Annotated in this window: 13 protein-coding genes and 1 pseudogene; 6 read left to right on the forward strand and 8 right to left on the reverse strand. The window is 66.3% G+C overall.

Annotation, left to right across the window (positions count from 1 at the left end; all coding sequences use genetic code 11):
- Positions 1-6: 6 nt before the first annotated feature.
- The 8 genes and pseudogenes from FHR73_RS06725 to FHR73_RS06755 form a co-directional block, all read right to left on the reverse strand.
- The gene (locus FHR73_RS06725; RefSeq protein WP_183630127.1) at positions 7-732 is read right to left on the reverse strand and encodes a polysaccharide lyase family 7 protein; all 726 of its coding nucleotides are present in this window, start codon (positions 730-732) and stop codon (positions 7-9) included.
- Positions 733-821: 89 nt separating this feature from the next.
- Entirely contained in the window at positions 822-3,041 is a 2,220-nt protein-coding gene (gene glgB / locus FHR73_RS06730) for a 1,4-alpha-glucan branching protein GlgB (RefSeq protein WP_183630128.1), read from the reverse strand.
- Positions 3,038-6,367 (reverse strand): maltose alpha-D-glucosyltransferase, encoded by a 3,330-nt coding sequence (treS, locus tag FHR73_RS06735; RefSeq protein ID WP_183630129.1) that lies wholly within the window; start codon positions 6,365-6,367, stop codon positions 3,038-3,040. Before treS ends, glgB begins: the two co-directional genes overlap by 4 nt.
- A gap of 137 nt (positions 6,368-6,504) precedes the next feature.
- The gene (locus FHR73_RS06740; protein WP_183630130.1) at positions 6,505-8,508 is read right to left on the reverse strand and encodes an alpha-1,4-glucan--maltose-1-phosphate maltosyltransferase; all 2,004 of its coding nucleotides are present in this window, start codon (positions 8,506-8,508) and stop codon (positions 6,505-6,507) included.
- Between the two features lie 459 nt (positions 8,509-8,967).
- Positions 8,968-9,798, reverse strand: a complete 831-nt coding sequence (nadE, locus tag FHR73_RS06745) for an ammonia-dependent NAD(+) synthetase (RefSeq protein WP_183630131.1) — start codon at positions 9,796-9,798, stop codon at positions 8,968-8,970.
- Positions 9,795-10,304: a CinA family protein gene (locus FHR73_RS22510; RefSeq protein WP_260175653.1), complete on the reverse strand. Its 510-nt coding sequence runs from the start codon at positions 10,302-10,304 to the stop codon at positions 9,795-9,797. Before FHR73_RS22510 ends, nadE begins: the two co-directional genes overlap by 4 nt.
- A gap of 165 nt (positions 10,305-10,469) precedes the next feature.
- Positions 10,470-10,952, reverse strand: a pseudogene (locus tag FHR73_RS22515) (NTP transferase domain-containing protein); the annotation flags it as partial.
- Positions 10,953-10,954: 2 nt separating this feature from the next.
- Positions 10,955-11,944, reverse strand: a complete 990-nt coding sequence (locus FHR73_RS06755) for an XdhC family protein (RefSeq protein ID WP_183630133.1) — start codon at positions 11,942-11,944, stop codon at positions 10,955-10,957.
- Positions 11,945-12,086: 142 nt separating this feature from the next.
- Here FHR73_RS06755 and FHR73_RS06760 point away from each other — a divergent pair, with 142 nt between their 5' ends.
- From FHR73_RS06760 to FHR73_RS06785, 6 genes are all read left to right on the forward strand, one after another.
- On the forward strand, positions 12,087-12,962 hold the full coding sequence (locus FHR73_RS06760) for a Ku protein (protein ID WP_183630134.1): 876 nt from the start codon (positions 12,087-12,089) through the stop codon (positions 12,960-12,962).
- Between the two features lie 11 nt (positions 12,963-12,973).
- A complete protein-coding gene (ligD, locus tag FHR73_RS06765; protein WP_183630135.1) occupies positions 12,974-15,550 on the forward strand; it encodes a DNA ligase D in 2,577 nt (858 codons plus the stop codon).
- A gap of 117 nt (positions 15,551-15,667) precedes the next feature.
- Positions 15,668-16,678: an acyl-CoA dehydrogenase gene (locus FHR73_RS06770; protein ID WP_409258669.1), complete on the forward strand. Its 1,011-nt coding sequence runs from the start codon at positions 15,668-15,670 to the stop codon at positions 16,676-16,678.
- Between the two features lie 68 nt (positions 16,679-16,746).
- Positions 16,747-17,427 carry a PIG-L deacetylase family protein gene (locus tag FHR73_RS06775; protein WP_183630137.1) on the forward strand — a complete coding sequence of 227 codons (681 nt, stop codon included), beginning with the start codon at positions 16,747-16,749 and terminating at the stop codon, positions 17,425-17,427.
- A gap of 8 nt (positions 17,428-17,435) precedes the next feature.
- Entirely contained in the window at positions 17,436-18,023 is a 588-nt protein-coding gene (locus FHR73_RS06780) for a class I SAM-dependent methyltransferase (RefSeq protein WP_183630138.1), read from the forward strand.
- Positions 18,020-18,676: a glycosyltransferase family 2 protein gene (locus FHR73_RS06785; protein ID WP_183630139.1), complete on the forward strand. Its 657-nt coding sequence runs from the start codon at positions 18,020-18,022 to the stop codon at positions 18,674-18,676. The genes FHR73_RS06780 and FHR73_RS06785 overlap by 4 nt, the downstream gene beginning before the upstream one ends.
- Position 18,677 lies beyond the last annotated feature (1 nt).

Genomic DNA, 18,677 nt, shown 5'->3' on the forward strand with positions numbered 1-18,677 from the left:
CGTGCCCTAGCGGTTGTTGGGCTGGTGCATGGAAATCAGCCGGTAGAACAGCACACGCCCGCCCTCGGTGGCGGGCCCCTCCCCATCGCGCAAGCGGGCACCGGCCTTGAAATACAGGTGATGGCTGCTCCAGGCGCTGTCCAGTTGTAGACCCAGGTCACCGTTGCGCGAACCGGCGCCATGGGCGCGTACGGTGAGCACGCCACTGCGGGCCAGCTTGATGTCATAGCTGAAGCGGCTGTTGAGCGGCAGGTGCTCCAGCAGGATGACGTCCTTGGGGCTGTCGCTGGGGCTTTCCCGCAGCCGGGCGATGAGCTGGCCCTGCTCGACCTGTCCCTTGCCACTGGCCACGCTTTCCACCTGATAGACCAGCTGCAACAGTGCCTGGGGCGCTGCCGGCACGGCGGTCTGGTCTTCGATCTGGCTGATGATGACCTCGGGGCGCGAGGGCACCTGCTGCACCGCGGCCTCGGCCTGCAGCAGGGCATCCCCTTCGCGATACTTCCACGCATAGGCACTGCCGTCCGGGCGCGTTTCGCGCAACTCGGTGGCGGGATAGGTGTTGAAGGGTTGCGGCGTGCCGGTCACCGGGACCCAGAACACCAGCGATCCCCCCTCGCCGCGCGCGAGATAGGGACTGCGAAAGGCGCTGCTGTTGAGTTCGGCGGTCTGTACCTGGGCCACGGGCATGGGTACGGGAACCGTCAGATTCCATTCGGCGAGATCGATCATGGTGTTCTCGGTTGCCAGATGCCTGACAAGCATCGCCCAGAACGGGGATGCCTGTCAGCGGAACGCGCCCCCTATGGAGCGCTCCCGGATCAGCCCTGCGGCTTGAACACCAGCAGACCCAGCGGCGGCACTTGCAGATTCAGCGAGGCCGGCTGGCCATGAGCGCCGATTTCCTCGGCCGTCACCCCGCCGCCATTGCCCAGGTTGGAACCGCCGTAGCGCTCGGCATCGCTGTTGAAGATCTCCTGCCAATGGCCCAGCGACGGCACGCCCACCCGGTAGTCGTGACGCGGTACCGGAGTGAAGTTGGCGATCACCAGCAGCGGTCGCTGCTGGGCGTCCTTGCGCAACCAGGCGAAGACGCTGTTGCCATTGTCGTCGCCAACCACCCAGTCGAAGCCTTCGGGCAGGTGATCGCGCTCGTGCAGCGCTGGCTCGTGACGATAGAGGTGGTTGAGATCCGCCAGCAGCTGCTGCACGCCCCGGTGGGTGCCGTGCTCCAGCAGGAACCAGTCCAGCTCGCGGTCATGACTCCACTCGCGCCATTGGCCGAATTCGCAGCCCATGAACAGCAGCTTCTTGCCCGGATGGGTCCACATGAAGCTCAGGTAAGTGCGCAGGTTGGCGAACTTCTGCCAGACGTCCCCCGGCATCTTCTCGATCATCGAGCCCTTGCCGTGTACCACCTCGTCGTGGGAGATGGGCAGCATGAAGCGCTCGGACCAGGCATACACCAGACCGAAGGTCATCTGGTGGTGATGGTACTGGCGATAGACCGGGTCCTCTTCCACGTAGTGGAGGGTGTCGTTCATCCAGCCCATGTTCCACTTGAAGTCGAAACCCAGGCCGCCCTCGCTGACCGGCGCACTGACGCCCGGCCAGGAGGTGGATTCCTCGGCGATCACCAGGGCACCCGGCGCTTCCTCGTGGACCACCTCGTTGAGGTGCCGCAGGAAGGCGATGGTTTCCAGGTTCTCGCGACCGCCATGGATGTTGGGGATCCACTCGCCGTGCTTGCGCGAGTAGTCGCGGTAGAGCATGGAGGCCACGGCATCCACCCGCAGACCATCGATGTGGAAGTGCTTGAGCCAGTGCATGGCCGAGGCCAACATGAAGCCGTGCACCTCATGGCGCCCCAGGTTGTAGATGTAGGTGTTCCAGTCCTGGTGGAAGCCTTCGAAGGGATGCTCGTATTCGTACAGCGCGGTACCGTCGAAGCGGGCCAGGCCGTGTTCGTCGGTGGGGAAATGCGCCGGTACCCAGTCGAGGATGACGCCGATGTCGGCCTGGTGGCAGGCATCGACGAAGGCGGCGAAATCCGCCGGCGTGCCAAAGCGCGAGGTGGGCGCGAACTGGCCCAGGGGCTGGTAGCCCCAGGAGCCGCTGAAGGGATGCTCCATGATCGGCAACAGCTCGATATGGGTGAAGCCCATCTCGCGGACGTAGGGAATCAGGCGCTCGGCCAATTCGCGCCAGTTGTACTGGCGCCCCTCGTCACCGCCTTCGCGGCGCCAGGACCCGGCGTGCAGTTCATAGACCGAGATGGGCGCTTCTACGCCCTGCAGCTCGCGACGGCGGGCCATCCAGTCCTGGTCGTGCCAGGTGAAGGGCTTGTTGTCGGCCACCACCGAGGCGGTGCGCGGCGGCAATTCCGCGGCCAGGGCGATGGGATCGGCCTTGAGCGGCAACACGCCATGCTGGCCGAGGATCTCGTACTTGTAGGAGGTGCCGACCGGCAGGCGCGGCACGAACAGCTCCCAGACGCCGCTGTTGGCTCGCAGGCGCATGGGCAGCCGGCGCCCGTCCCAGCTGTTGAAGTCGCCGACCACCGAGACGCGGCGCGCATTGGGTGCCCAGACCGCGAAGCGCACGCCCTCCACGCCGTCGACCTGGCAGCGCTGGGCGCCAAAGGTCTCGCCGAGGTTGCGGTGGCGACCTTCGTTGAACAGATAGAGGTCGGTTTCCCCCAGCAGCAGGCCGAAGGAATAGGGATCCTCGGTCTCCTGCACGCCACTGGGCCAGCGAATGACCAGCTTGTAGGGCGCGGCGTACTCCAGCCGCGCGACGAACAGCCCGGGCACCCGCCCGGGCTGCATCTGGGCCAGTGGCCGACCGCTGACGCGATCGACCAGCTCCGCGCCCAGGGCATTGGGCAGGAAGGCGCGGACGATCAGGCCCTCGCCATCGGGATGGGGGCCGAGCACGGCAAAGGGATTGCCGTGCTCGCCGCGGGCCAGGGACTCGGCTTCGGCAGCCGAGAGCCGGGCGTCGTCCAGCGGAGCGACAGGAGCGGTGTTGTGATCGGTCATGCGCGGGCTCCGGACAAGAGGGTCTCGACGATGGCGGCGACGCCACGTAGCGGGATATTGATCCAGGTGGGTCGGTTGGCAGCCTCGTAGCCTATCTCATAGACCGCCTTCTCCAGGCTGTAGAGATCCAGCGCCGCCTGCTCGCCCCGCTCGCTCCACTGGTGGCCGATACCGGCCGCGGCAGTGCGGTAGCCTTCCAGGAAGGCCGCGTAGGAAGCATTGCGGTAGGTCTCTGCCGCCTTCGCTCGCAGTTGCAGATGCTCTTCCGAGGTATCGGCGCCGGCGTTGCTCGACTGGGTGACCATGGCCGCCGCGTAGTCGAAGGAGCGCAGCACCCCGGCGACGTCCTTGTGCGGACCGTACTTGCCACGCCGCTCTTCCAGCGACCGCGCCGGCTCGCCTTCGAAGTCGATGAGGATGGCGTCGTCCTGGGCCACCAGCACCTGACCCAGGTGCAGATCGCCATGGACACGGATGCGCAGTCCACCCTCGACGTCGGCCGCCAGGGCCTCGATGCGCTTGGCCAGGGCTTCACGCTTGCCGACCAGGCCTTGCAGCAGCTCCTTGCCGGTGGCGTCGAGCTGATCGCCCATGCCCTGCAGGGTGTCCAGGGCACCGTCCACCTGCACGCGCACCCGGTGCGCCAGGTCCTTGGCCGCCTGGGCGTCCACGGTCTCGGGGGCGAAGGCCGCGTCCTCGGTGGGCTGCGCCAGCACGAGATGCATCTCGCCCAGACGTTTGCCCAGCACACCGGCGAAGACGGTCAGATCGCCCATGGCGGTGAATTCGTTCTCCACGTCGGAGATGCCGCCGCTGAGCAGGTCACGGGTGACGCGATCCAGCCCGTCGAGGCTCCAGGTCCAGGCATCGCCCTGGTTGTGGATGTGCTGCTGGACCAGCATCAGCACGTGCGGCGTGCCATCCGCCGCGATGCGCTGGGCTACGGCATGGGTCGCGGCGATGTTGGCGAACCCGGCCTGGGCCAGATAGCGCCCCATCTCCACTTCCGGATGGATGCCCGGCGCCACCTTGCGGATCAGCTTGAGCATCAGGTGGTCGCCGACGATCAGCGAACTGTTGGACTGCTCGACGCCCAGGTGCTTGATCTCGATCGCCGGATCCAGCGCGAAGTCCTCGGCCTGGTCGTAGACCTCGAAGCTCAGCTCACCGGCCGGGGACGCCAGCTTGGCACCCTTGCGGAAGGCGTCGAACACGCCATGCACGAAGCTGGTCAGGGCGAAGGCATCGGTCACCAGGCCCACGCGCCGCACGTGGCGGATGCGCGAAAGCGCCAGCTGGGTGGCCAGCGGACTGCAATGCTGGTCTTCCTCGGCGAGGAAGCCCAGCGGCAAGGCGTAGCGCTCTTCGCCCTTGGCATTGGTCACCACCACTTCGCTGAACATCACCGGCAGCTTGGGCGTGTTGATCTGCACGGCATAGTCCAGACGCACACCGGTGATGGCCTCGTCCTTGGAACCGAACCAGCGACGCTTGGGCAGATAGACCGGCAGCACCTCTTCGAAGATGCGGCGCGGCTCGCCGTCCAGCAACTCCTGCAGATTGCGCTTGATGACCACCGTCTGGTAGTCGGGCATGGGGGCCGGCGGCTCGGTATGCCAGGCGGGCATCTGTTCGTTGCCGGCTAGGTAGAACCAGTAGAAGCCATAGGGCGGCAGGGTCAGCATATAGGGCAGCTGGCCGATGGGCGGGAAGGCGCTGCCACCGATCATCTCCACCGGGACCTGACCGGCGAAGCTGGACAGGTCCAGTTCCACCGCCTGGGCGGCGCGGGAGACGTTGGCCACGCAGAGGATGGTCTCGTGCTCGCCCTGGGCGTTGGTGAAGTCGCGCAGGTAGGCCAGGATGCGTCTGTTGGTGGGCGACAGCATCTTCAGGGTGCCGCGACCGAAGGCCTTCTGCTGCTTGCGCACGGCCAGCATGCGCCGCGTCCAGTTGAGCAGCGAATGGGGATCGCGCGACTGGGCCTCGACGTTGATCGCCTGGTAGCCGTAGAGCGGGTCCATGATCGACGGCAGCACCAGGCTGGCTGGGTCGGCGCGGGAGAAGCCGCCATTGCGGTCGACCGACCACTGCATCGGGGTCCGCACGCCATCGCGGTCGCCAAGGTGGATGTTGTCACCCATGCCGATTTCGTCGCCGTAATACATCGTCGGCGTACCGGGCATAGACAGCAACAGGCTGTTGAGCAGTTCGATACGACGGCGGTCGCGCTCCAGCAGGGGCGCCAGGCGGCGACGGATGCCGAGGTTGATGCGCGCGCGGCGATCGGAGGCGTAGTAGTTCCAGAGGTAGTCCCGCTCGCGGTCGGTCACCATCTCCAGGGTCAGTTCGTCGTGGTTGCGCAGGAAGATCGACCACTGGCAGTTGGCCGGGATCTCCGGGGTCTGGCGCAGGATGTCGGTGATGGGGAAGCGGTCTTCCTGGGCGATGGCCATGTACATGCGCGGCATCAGCGGGAAATGGAAGGCCATGTGGCATTCGTCGCCATCGCCGAAGTACAGCTGGGTGTCTTCCGGCCACTGGTTGGCTTCGGCCAGCAGCATGCGGTCGGGATAGTTGGCATCGATCTCGGCCCGGATCTGCTTGAGGACCACGTGGGTCTCGGGCAGGTTCTCGTTGTTGGTGCCGTCGCGCTCCACCAGGTAGGGAATGGCATCCAGGCGCAGGCCGTCGACGCCCATGTCCAGCCAGTACCTCATGATGGAGATGACCGCCTTCATCACCTGCGGATTGTCGAAGTTCAGATCCGGCTGGTGGGAATAGAAGCGGTGCCAGAAGTACTGGCCGGCGACCGGGTCCCAGGTCCAGTTGGACTTCTCGGTGTCGAGGAAGATGATGCGGGTGCCATCGTATTTCTGGTCGTCATCGGACCAGACGTAGAAGTTGCGCGCCGCCGAGCCCTTCTTGGCACGCCGGGCGCGCTGGAACCAGGGATGCTGGTCGGAGGTGTGGTTGATGACCAGTTCGGTGATCACCCGCAGGCCACGGGCGTGGGCCTCGGCGATGAAACGCTTGGCATCGGCCATGGTGCCGTAGTCGGGGTGGATACCGCGGTATTCGGCGATATCGTAGCCGTCGTCGCGGCGCGGCGAGGGGTAGAACGGCAACAGCCAGATGGTGTTCACGCCAAGGCTGGCGATGTAGTCCAGCTTGTCGATCAGGCCGGGGAAGTCACCGATGCCATCGTTGTTGGAGTCGAAGAACGACTTCACGTGCACCTGATAGATGACCGCGTCCTTGTACCAGAGCGGATCGTCGATGAAGGCGGCAGGTTTGCGGGAACGAGCTTTATTGGGTTTTGCCATGTCGTCAGGTCCTTAACAGGGCGTCTGAAGCGGATGCGTGCACCGGTCGTCCAGGCCGTCCGGCGATGATGACGCAGCGGATCAGGCCGTTCGGGGCACGTCCCCGGGCTGCCTGATCCGCCGCGCCTGAGGTATCGCTAGTGGCCCGCCTGGATGCGCCAGATGCCGAAGGGCATCGACGGCTCCAGCCGTGTCCATTGGGTCTTGCCGTGCCAGGCCCAGCGGTGCCCGGTCATGAGGTCCTCGCCGTAGGTGGTGGCGTGATCGTCGAGGCCCAGCTCCCACAGCGGCAATTCGAAGTGGCCTTCCTGGGCATTGAAGGGATCCAGGTTGATCGCGATCAGGATGAAGTTGCCGAGGTCGTCGGTGCGCTTGCCGAAATAGAGGATCTGGTCGTTCCAGCAGTTGTAGATCTTCAACCCGAGGTGGGTCTGCAGCGCAGGATTCTGCCGGCGGATGCGGTTGAGCTGGGCGATCTCGCCCATGATGTTGCCCGGGGCATAGAAGTCGCGCGGGCGCAGCTCGTATTTCTCCGAATCCAGGTACTCCTCCTTGCCCGGCGTGAGCGGTGCGCCCTCGCAGAGTTCGAAGCCGGCGTACATGCCCCAGAGGCCGGAGCCCATGGTGGCCAGCGCCGCACGGATCAGGAAGCCGGGGCGGCCGCTGGTCTGCAGGAAGGCCGGGTTGATGTCCGGCGTGTTGACGAAGAAGTTCGGCCGGTAGCAATCGCGCAGGGGCGCTTCGTTGAGCTGGGTGAAGTACTCGGTCAGCTCGGCCTTGGTGTTGCGCCAGGTGAAGTAGGTGTAGCTCTGGCTGTAACCGACCTTGCCCAGGCGCGCCATCATCGCCGGCTTGGTGAAGGCCTCGGCGAGGAACATGACGTCGGCGTCGCGACCGCGGATGTCGGCGATCAGCCATTCCCAGAAGGGCAGCGGCTTGGTATGGGGATTGTCGACGCGAAAGATCTTCACGCCCTGCTCCACCCAGTGCCAGACCACGTCGCGCAACGCCAGCCACAGATCCGGCACGGCGTCCTGGGCATAGAAGTCGACGTTGACGATGTCCTGGTACTTCTTCGGCGGATTCTCCGCGTAGCGCATGGAGCCGTCCGGACGCCAGGAGAACCAGCCCGGATGCTCCTTGAGCCACGGATGGTCAGGCGAGCACTGGATGGCGAAATCCAGCGCGATTTCCAGGCCGTGATCGGCGGCGGCGGCCACCAGGGCCCGGAAGTCGTCCAGGGTACCCAGTTCGGGATGCACGGCATCGTGGCCACCATCCGGGCTACCGATGGCATAGGGGCTGCCCGGCTGATCGGCGCCAGCGCCCAGGGTGTTGTTCTTGCCCTTGCGGTGGGCCAGGCCGATCGGATGGATCGGCGGGAAATACAGCACATCGAAACCCATGTCGCGGACGCGCGGCAATTCGCCGATCACGTTGCGGAAGGTGCCATGGCGATGGGGATCGTCGGTGATGGAGCGGGGAAAGAGTTCGTACCAGCTGGCGAATTCGGCGCGCAGGCGCTCGATGTCCAGCGGGTATTCGATGCTGTGGGTCAGGTGGACATAGGCATCCACCGGGTTCATGGCCTGGCTCGCCTCGCCCGCCAGCAGCACGGCGACCTTGTCGCCTTCGCTACCGGCCTGGTCCAATCGCTGCAGCAGCGCCTCCAGCGGGCCGCGCTGCTCGCCTTCGGCACGGGACAGGGCCTGCTCGACGTGGATGCGGCCTTCCTGCAATTCCAGGTTCAGTCCGACACCCGCGGCGTACTTCTTCTCGATCTCGTAGCGGTAGGTGCCCCAGACATCCCACCAGGCCTGGACCACGAATTCATAGCGGCCCACGACCGGCGGGGTGAAGCGCCCACGCCAGAGGTCGTTGGTTTCGAGTGTCAGCGGGGCCTGTTGCCAGTTCTCTTCGCCCTCCTGACGCCAGAGCACGCTGGCGGCCAGCTTGTCGTGGCCATCGGCGAAGATCTTGGCGGTCACCTCGACCACCCGCCCGGCGATGCCCTTGGCGGGGAACTGGCCATTGTCCACGGCCGGGGTGACCGACTCTATGGCGATGCGCGGGGTCTGGGCAGCGGTAGCGGGATCGAGGGAAAGGGTGGAAAAAGAACCGGGGAGATCGGTGTTCGACATCGAGCCTGACTCCATCTTGGGACGCGTGAAAGGCCGCAACGCGCCGGCGCTGCGACCTTGGTCATGAACCCGCTACTGCTTGGCTTGCGCCAAAGAGGCCCGGCTGGCTGATGCCCTATCAAGAGGGGTCGGTGACCCGTAACGGTGCCAGCAAAGGCACCGTTCCAGACAACCGCAGCCTTACTGCTACCGGAAGCGCTCGCGCGGGTGTGTCTGAAAGAGTCTGAGCACTGCCAGCGCGCAAAAGTTCAGCCGAACGGCAACGACTGACAGCTTCTAGAAATCGCGCAAAATCCAATTAGATCAATTGCTTACTACGACAAAATGATCCTTTTTATAGATTCCACGTAGAACTTTGCTGCTTTTTTTGCGCGACCCCGCAGTGCTCCCTGAGATCAGGGCAAATTTCACCGGAAACCTCAGGATTCAACATTATAAAAATTTCCTAACCCAATGATTTCATTGGAATGGCGTATAGGGCAGCTCACGCTTATGCGCACTGCGCCTGTAGGTGTTGAGGATAATTTCCAGCGTTGCCGGGCTGACTGGCTTGCCTTCGAGGAAATCGTCGATTTCCGCATAGGTGATCCCGAAGGCATCCTCGTCGGCCTTGCCGGGCGACAGGGATTCCAGGTCGGCCGTGGGCACCTTGTGCACCAGATCCGCCGGTGCGCCCAGCCACTCGCTCACCGCCCTTACCCGCCGCTTGTTGAGTCCGTGCAAGGGGGTCAGATCACAGGCGCCATCGCCGAACTTGGTATAGAAACCCATCAGTGCTTCCGCCGCATGATCGGTGCCTATCACCAGGCCCCGGCGTGCGCCGGCCACGGCGTACTGGGCGATCATGCGCTGGCGCGCCTTGATGTTGCCCAGGGTGAAATCCTCGTGGAGTTCGTCATCGAAGGCCACCCGGGCTTCGCGAACCGAGGCGAGCATGGCGTCGCTGGCCGGCTTGATGTTGACGGTATGGGTCTCGTCGGGCTGGATGAATTGCAGGGCGCGCTGAGCATCCGCCTCATCGCGCTGCACGCCATAGGGCAGCCGCATGGCGATGAACCTCAGGCGGGCATTGCCACTCTCCTCGCGCGCCCGCTCGACGGCCAGTTGGGCAAGGCGGCCAGCGGTGGAGGAATCCACGCCGCCACTGATGCCCAGCACATAGCTCTCCTGCCGGCTGCCGAGCAGATAATCCTTGAGGAACTGTATACGACGCTCCGCTTCCGCGGCCGGATCGAAATGCTCGGGGACCTGCAGGGCCTGGATGATGTCGCGCTGAAGGGCTTCGGTCATCGGGCGTTCTCCTCTGATTCGCGTTCGAGACGTTGATGATAGGGCACCACGGCGCCGAGGCTGTGACGGGCAGCCGCCAGTTGCACGGCCTCGCGATCACCGGAAAAGTGCTGGGTTTCAGAATAGAGCACGATGTCATCGCCGACCCGGTAGCCCCAGGCGAAACAGACGGTGCCCTGGGGAATGCCATCCGCCCCACCGGGCCCGGCCAGTCCGGTATTGGCGATGGCCACTTGGGCCGGACTGTCGCGCAGGGCGCCGGCAGCCATCTCCCGCGCCACTTCCTCGCTGGTGAGGTTATGACGCTCGATGGTCTCCGGCCTGACGCCCAGGAGACGTTGTTTGGCTTCGGGCGAATAGACGACGTAACCCGATTCGATGCAGCTGCCGCTGCCGGGTATCTCGGACAGCAACCCCACCACCTTGCCGGCCGTGCAGGATTCGGCCGTGGTGAGTTGCAGTTCGCGCGTCTTGAGATAGTCCAGCATGGATTCGATGGTGTTCATGAGTGCGTGTCCCCAAAAGCGGTTCTCCTCCGTTGGAAGAGCGGCGAAACGGGGAAGTTCTAGGGCCAATTGCCGGGTATTTTCCAGGTCGGCGGGCGTGTCGATGTCGTGGTGTATACCGGCGTCCGCGACCTCCCGCTCTAGCACCGCACCCTCGCGCAGGAGCCGTTTCGCTCCCTCGTCACCCGTGAGTTCGCCCAGCGCAGCGGCAAAATTCCGACCAAAGAGCACGGGGTGGCCACGCCCGCCCTGGCAGGTCGGGACGACGATGCGCCCGGGGTGATGCAGCTCCAGCAGCTGTCGGGCCGTCGCCGGCTGCACGAAGGGCATGTCACCCAGGGTCACCAGCCAACCGGTCGCAGCGGAAGTCGCTCGTACTGCGGCGGCCAGGCTGTCGCCCATGCCGGTGGTGGGCAGGCTGAGCACCGCCAGATCTTCCTGCCGCGCCAGCTCGGCGCGCCAGGGGGCGTTGTCCGAGACCACGGCCAGGCATGGCAGGCCCAGGCCTCGCCACAGTCGAAAGGTCGCCTGCAACACCGTCAGCTCGGACGGACCAGGCAAGGTGGCCTGCAGCTTGTCGCCACCGCCTGCGGCGCGGAACCGGCTCCCGGCACCCGCCGCGAGGATCAGCACCTGAACGCCGGACATCCCTAGGCGACCTGCTCCACCGCGACCAGGGCCCGCTTCTTCTGGGTCAGGGCGATGCCGTTTTTGACCGCCACCACCTCCGCCAGCAGCGACAGGGCGATCTCCGGCGGGGTATGACTGCCGATATGCAGGCCGATGGGGCCATGCAGACGATTGATCGCCGCAACCGGCAGGTCCAGCTGCAGCAGCCGCTCACGCCGCCGGTCGTTGTTGCGCAACGAACCCAGGGCGCCGACATAGAAGGCCTCGGATTGCAGCGCCGTCAGCAGCGCCAGGTCATCAAGGCGCGGATCATGGGTCAGGGCCACCACCGCGGTGCGTTCGTCCGGGCAGATCGACAGCACGGCATCGTCCGGCATGCCCGCGATGAAACGCGCCTGGCGCGTCTCCCAGCCCTGGCGGAATTCTTCGCGCGGATCGCAGACCAGCACCTCGAAATCGAGCATGGCCGCTATGTCGGCGACATACAGCGACAGTTGACCGGCACCGATCAGCAGCAGTCGCCAACGCGGCCCATGGACCAGCCGCAGCCGCTGCTCGTCCAGGGTGACCGGCTCATCGCGGGTGGTGCTGGAGATTCGCACCTCGCCAGTCGCCAGGTCCAGCTCACGCAGGGCCAGTTCGTGGCCGTCGCAGCGTTGCAGCAACTGCTCGACCCAGCGCCACTCACCGACCTGCTCCTGGACCAGACGCAGGGTGCCACCGCAGGGCAGTCCGAAGCGCGCGGCTTCGTCGCCGGAGACACCGTAGGTGATGACCTCCGGGCGTTCCCCGGCGAACCGGCCCGCGTGCAGGCGGGCGATCAGGTCGTCCTCGATGCAGCCACCGGACACGGAGCCGCAGACCTGGCCATCCTCGCGCAGGGCCAGCATGGCGCCCGGCGGCCGTGGCGAACTGCCCCAGGTCTGGACCACGGTGAACAGGCAGACGCCATGCCCTGCCCGTCGCCAGGCCAGGGTCATGCGCAAAACTTCTTGATCGACACTGTCCACGCCCTGCTCCTCTCTACCCTGCACCTGCGACGGCAAAATCGTCGTTCCGGGGGTAGAACCCAACAGCGGAGCGGGGTTCCCCAGGGCGGAACCCAGTGGATCGCCGGCCTATCCATAGGGGACACCCCAAAGGAGAACGCCCATGCCCCGCTCGATCTGGAAAGGCGCCGTCAGCTTCGGCCTGGTGCACATCCCCGTTTCGGTCGTCTCGGCGACCCGGCAATCGGGCATCGACTTCGACTGGCTGGACGAACGCAGCCTCGATCCGGTGGGCTACAAGCGCATCAACAAGACCACCGGCAAGGAGGTGCCCAGCGAACACATCGTCAAGGGCGTCGAACACGGCAAGGGCAAGTACGTGGTGCTCAGCGAAGACGAGATCCACAACGCGCTGCCCGAGGCCACCCGCACCATCGACATCCTCACCTTCGTCGAGGCGCGGGAGATCTCCATCCTGCATTTCGAGAAGCCCTACTACCTGGCGCCGGACAAGAACGGCGAAAAGGTCTATGCGCTGCTGCGGGACACCCTGAGCGCCACCGGCAAGGTGGGCGTGGCCAACCTGGTGATGCACTCCAAGCAGCACCTGGCGGTGATCATGCCGCTGGGAGATGCCCTGGTGCTCAACACCCTGCGCTGGGCCGACGAGGTGCGGTCCGCGGAAGACGTCGGGCTCGAAGGGCTGGACGCCAAGGTCACCAAGAAGGAAGTGGACATGGCCCAGCGCCTGGTGGAGGAAATGACCGAGCAATGGGACCCGGAGCAGTATCACGACACCTTCAAGGATAACGTCATGGCCCTGGTGGAGCGCAAGCTCAAGGATGGCAAGCTCGAAGCCGTCACCGAGGAGCCCGAAGCCGAGGAAAGCGGCGCCGACGTCATCGACCTCACCGAGCTGCTGCGGCGCAGCCTGGGCGGCAAGAAGGATAAAGCCAAGGACGCGCCCAAGCCCAAGGGTACCGGTCGCTCGACCAGTCGCCGTAGCCCTGCCGCCAGCCGTACCCGCAAGGCCAAGTGAGGACCGCCGCCATGGCCAGCTCGTCCAGCGAATACAACCGCAAGCGCAACTTCGACATCACCGCCGAGCCGCCCGACGAGGATCGCCCACGCCGGCGCAAGACCAAGGGCGCCCTGAGTTTCGTCATCCAGAAGCACGATGCCCGTCGCCTCCACTATGACTTCCGCCTGGAGCTGGAGGGCACCCTCAAGAGCTGGGCGGTGCCCAAGGGTCCCAGTCTGGATCCGGGTGAAAAGCGCCTGGCGGTGCAGGTGGAGGACCATCCCCTCGCCTACGGCAGCTTCGAAGGCAGCATTCCCGAAGGCCAGTACGGCGCGGGCGATGTCATCGTCTGGGATCGCGGCGAATGGCAGGCGGAGGGCGATGCCGCCGAAGCCTATGCCGCTGGCAAGCTCAAGTTCGAACTCCGGGGCGAAAAGCTCCGCGGCCACTGGACCCTGGTGCGCACCCGCCTGCAGGGCCACAGCGACAAGCCGCAGTGGTTGCTGATCAAGGAGCGCGACGCTGAGGCCCGCGACACCGCCGACTACGAGGTGACCGCTGCCGAGCCCGACAGTGTGCTGAGCGACAAGACCCTGCCGCGGCTGGCGCAGCCCAGGACCACGTCTAGATCCAAGGGCAAAACCACCACTGAACCCAAGGCGACCGGTACGCCGGCACGCCAGGCCACGGCCAAGGCGCGCAAGGCCAAGTTGCCTGAAACCCTTGAGGCCCAGTTGGCCACCCTGGTCGACAGTCCGCCGGCCGGCGACTGGCTGTACGAGGTGAAATACGACGGCTATCGGCTGCTCGCCCGTATCGAGGACGGCGAGGTACGCCTCTTCACCCGCAGTGGCAACGACTGGACCGAGCGCCTGCCGGAGCAGGCCGGGGCCCTGGCGGACCTCGGCCTGGAAAACGCCTGGCTGGACGGCGAGATCGTGGTCAACGATGCCAGCGGCGTTTCCAGCTTCCAGGCGCTGCAGAATGCCTTCGAGACCGGCAAGGCGACCCGCATCACCTATTACCTGTTCGACCTGCCCTATCTCAATGGCGCGGACCTGCGCGAGGTACCGGTCGAGCAGCGCCGCGAACTGCTGGGCAAGCTGCTGGAGGAAAGCAACGACAGCGAGCTGCTGCGCTTCTCCGCCGCCTTCGAGGTGCCGGCCGAGCGCATCCTGGCCAGTGCCTGCGAACTGGGCCTCGAAGGGGTGATCGGCAAGCGCCTGGGCAGCGCCTATCGCTCCCGGCGCAACAAGGACTGGATCAAGCTCAAGTGCGCCCATCGCCAGGAATTCATCATCGTCGGCTACACCCCGCCCAAGGGCGGCCGCCAGCACCTGGGCGCGCTATTGGTGGCGCTGCACGACGACCAGGGCCAGCTGCACTATGCCGGCAAGGTCGGCACCGGCTTTACCGCCGCCGTGCTCAAGCAGTTGCACGCCAGATTCCAGCCGCTGATCGTCGATCGGCCACCGGTGGTGGATCCGCCCAAGGGTGCCGCCTACCGTGGGGTGACCTGGCTGCGGCCCGAGCAGCTGTGCGAGATCGCCTATGCCGAGCTGACCCAGGATCGCATCGTCCGCCAGGGCGTCTTCCATGGCCTGCGTGACGACAAGCTCGCCGAGGGCATCGGCCTCGAACAGGCCACGCCGGCACGGGAAGCCGAACGGCCCGACGCCACGTCCCGGCGCAAACCCGGTGCCGGCCAGCGGGAGGCTAGCGTGGCCGGGGTGCGCATCAGCCACCCCGAGCGCGTCATCGACGAAGCCAGCGGCGCGCGCAAACTCGACGTGGCCGGCTATTACGCCGCCGTCGCCGACTGGATCCTGCCGCACCTGGCCGATCGGCCCGTGGCCCTGGTCCGTACGCCCGAGGGCATCGCTGGCGAGCAGATCTTCCAGAAGCACAAGCAGACCCTGGCGATCCCCCATATCCGCGAACTCGATCCGACGCTGGATCCCGGTCACGCGCCGCTGATGGTCATCGACAGTCGCGAGGCGCTTCTCGGCGCAGCCCAGATGGGCACGGTGGAGCTCCATACCTGGAATGCCACCGCCGCCCGCATCGATCGCCCCGACCGCTTCATTCTCGATCTCGACCCCGATCCCGCCCTGCCCTGGTCGCGCATGGTGGAAGCGACGGAGCTGGTGCTGACCCTGCTCGACGAGCTGGACCTCCAGGCCTTCGTCAAGACCAGCGGCGGCCGCGGCCTGCACCTGGTGGTGCCGCTGGATCGGCGTCAGGACTGGGATACCGTCAAGGCCTTCGCCCAGGCCGCCGCCCAGCACCTGGCCAACACCCTGCCCAAGCTCTTCGCTGCCAAGATGGGCGCCCAGAATCGTCAGGGGAAGATCTTCGTCGACTACCTGCGCAATCGCCATGGTGCCACCACGGTCAGCGCCTTTTCCCTGCGCGCCCGTCCTCACCTCGGCGTTTCGGTGCCCGTGGCGCGCGACGAGCTGACCGACCTGCAGGGCAGCGACCAGTGGCGCTTCGACTCCCTCCTGCAACGCCTCGAAGGGCTCAAGGACGATCCCTGGGCCGGGTACGCCGGGGTGCGTCAGAGCCTCACGGCGACGCGGCGCAAACGGCTGGGCGTCGCCTAGCGGCACGCCTGCCGTCGGCAAGCGCAGCGACTAAGCGAAACCCCTTATCGCTCCCCGTGGTCTGCACTAACGAGCGCTGTCGTGGACAGCGCCGTCGCCAGCCACGGGATGGAGCCGATGTCGATCGATCTGGATAGCCTTCAGGACACCCTGGACGAGTGGGCCTATGACGAGGTCACTCCCGCACTGCTGCAACACCGACTCCAGATTCTCAACCAGCGCGGTCTCGACCGCCTGCCCTTGCCCGGCCAGGGTCAGACCCTGGACCGTTGGCGTGCCCTGGCCCAGGTAGCCCATCATGATCTGGGCCTGGTCAAGCTGTACGAAGGCCACACCGATGCCCTGGCCATCCTGAGCGAACTGGATGGCTATGTGCCCCCCGAAAGCCTCTGGGGCGTCTGGGCCGCCGAGCCGCCGGACGCCCGCCTGCTGGTGCGCTACAGCGCCGACGGCATGGTCACCCTGCACGGCCGCAAGTCCTGGTGCTCCGGCGCCTCCCTGGTCAGCCATGCGCTGGTCACCGCCTGGATGGACGACCATCCGATGCTGGTGGCGGTGGAAATGAAGCAACCCGGCGTCGAGGTCACCCAGGACGGCTGGCGTGCCATCGGCATGCAGCACACGGGTAGCGTCGACGTGCTATTCGATGGCGCCGCCGGCGTGCTGGTCGGAGCCCCCGGCCGCTACCTGCACCGCCCCGGCTTCTGGCATGGCGGTGGTGGCATCGCCGCCTGCTGGTATGGCTCGGCCACCGCCCTCGCCGACACCCTGCGCGCTCATTGCAAGCGTCATCGCGAGCCCCATGCCCTCGCCCACCTGGGCCATGTGGACGCCGCCTTGCTCGGCGCCACCACTGCCCTGCGCCAGGCGGCGCACTGGATAGATCTCAACCCCGAGGCGGATGCGCGCTATCCGGTCTGCCAGTTGCGGGCGCTGGTCGAGCAGTGCGCCGAAATCGTCATCCGCCACACCGGCCGCGCCTTTGGCGCCGCGCCGCTGTGCCGTGATGCCTACTGCGCCCGCCACATGGCGGACCTCCCCGTCTACCTGCGCCAGAGTCACGCCGAACGTGACCTGGCGGTACTGGGTGACCTCAATCTGCTGGAGGGTGCCCCTTGGCAACTGTAGGCGATCGTCAGATTCAAGGAGCCGGCACCTCGCCCGAGGCGTGGCTGCAATGGTCCGGTTTCACCGAGATGCCGGCAATCGAAGCCGCGCAACTGGTTCCGCCCGGACATCGCGCCGTGGTGGTTGCTCCCCACCCGGACGACGAAATCCTCGGCTGCGGCGGCCTGCTCTGCCTGCTGGGCGAACTGGGTCGCCGGCTGGCGCTGGTCGCGGTCACCGATGGCGACGGCAGCCACCCGCAGTCCACCCTCTGGCCCGCCAGTCGCCTGCGCAATACCCGCCCGCTGGAAACCCGCGAAGCCCTACGCCGGCTGCGCCTGGAGCGCGCCACCGTGACCCGCCTGGCGATCCCGGACGGTCAGGTCAGCGAGCAGGAAGGCGCTCTGCAACAGCGACTGCTGGAGTTCATCACCCCCGAAGACGTGGTCTTCGCCACCTGGCGGCTGGATGGCCATCCCGATCACGAGGCGACCGGCCGCGCGGCGGTGGAAGCCTGCCGGCTGCGCGGGGCCCGCTGCATCGAGGTGCCGGTCTGGACCTGGCACTGGGCCGCCCCGGGTGATCCGCGCGTGCCCTGGGAACGTGCGCGGCGCCTGGATCTGGAAGAAGACGTCCTGGCGCTGAAGAAACGTGCGGTCAGCGCCTTTGGCAGTCAGCTGACCGAGGACGCCAGCACGGGACAGGGGCCGATCCTGCCGCCTGCGGTGGTCGCTCGTCTTACCCGTGCCTGGGAGGTCTATCTGACGTGACCGTCTCCATGAGCTATTTCGACTCGCTCTACGCCAACAGCGCAGACCCCTGGGACTATCGCCATCGCTGGTACGAGGCGCGCAAGCGCGATCTGACCCTGGCCGTGCTGCCGCACCGCCGCTACACCCGGGGTTACGAACCAGGCTGCTCCACCGGCGAACTGTCCCGCCGCCTGGCCGACCGCTGCGAACGGCTGCTGGTCAGCGATGGCAATGCCTCGGCGGTCGCCACCGCTGGCGAGCGCCTGGCCGACCAGCCGCATGTCGAGGTCCGCCACCTGCTGTTGCCGGACGCCTGGCCTGCAGGCGCCTTCGATCTCATCGTCATCAGCGAGATCGGCTACTACCTCGGCGAGCGCGGCCTGGATGCCCTGCTGGATCGCGCTCACAGTGCCCTGTTGCCCGGCGGGGTGCTGCTCGGCTGTCACTGGCGCCATCCCATCGACGGTTGCGCCCTGACCGGCGACCAGGTCCACGCTCGCATGGCCGCCCTGCCCGGCCTGCATCGCCTGAGCCATCTCGAAGAAGCCGATTTCGTCCTCACCCTCTGGTCCTCCGACCCCACCTCCGTCGCCCGCCGGGAGCAGCTTCTATGATAGGTGCCGTGATACCCGCTCATAACGAAGAGCAACACGTCGAACGCTGTCTGCAATCGGTTCTGCGCGCCGCGCGGCATCCGGCGCTGCTGGGTGAACCCGTCGAGGTCGTCATCGTGCTGGACAGCTGCACCGACGGCACCGCCGATATCGTTCGCCGCCTGCCGGTGACCGCCCTGGAAGTCTGGGCCTGCAACGTCGGCCTGACCCGCGCGACCGGCGCAGCCCATCTGATTCAGCTAGGCGCGCGCTGGCTGGCCTGCACCGATGCCGACTCCGAGGTGGCACCGGACTGGTTCGCCGCCCAGCTCGCCTATGGCGCCGATGCCGTCTGTGGCGTGGTCGAGGTGGACGACTGGACCCCGCATTCTCCTGGCCTGAGAGCGCGCTACGAGGCGGCCTATCATGATCGTGAAGGCCATCAGCACATCCATGGCGCCAACTTCGGCATCTCGGCGGCCGCCTATCTGCGCGCCGGTGGCTTTCCATCCATGACCGTGGACGAGGACGTCACCCTGGTCACCGCACTCAAGACCCAGGGCGCGCGCATCGCCTGGAGCAACAGCGTGCGGGTGCGCACCAGTTCGCGCCTGGACTGCCGGGCCCGCGGCGGTTTCGGCGACTACCTGAGCCTGCTCGGCGCCACCGCCTGAA

It is taken from the genome of Pseudomonas sp. AS2.8 (genome assembly GCF_014190935.1).
Lineage (GTDB): Bacteria > Pseudomonadota > Gammaproteobacteria > Pseudomonadales > Pseudomonadaceae > Chryseomonas.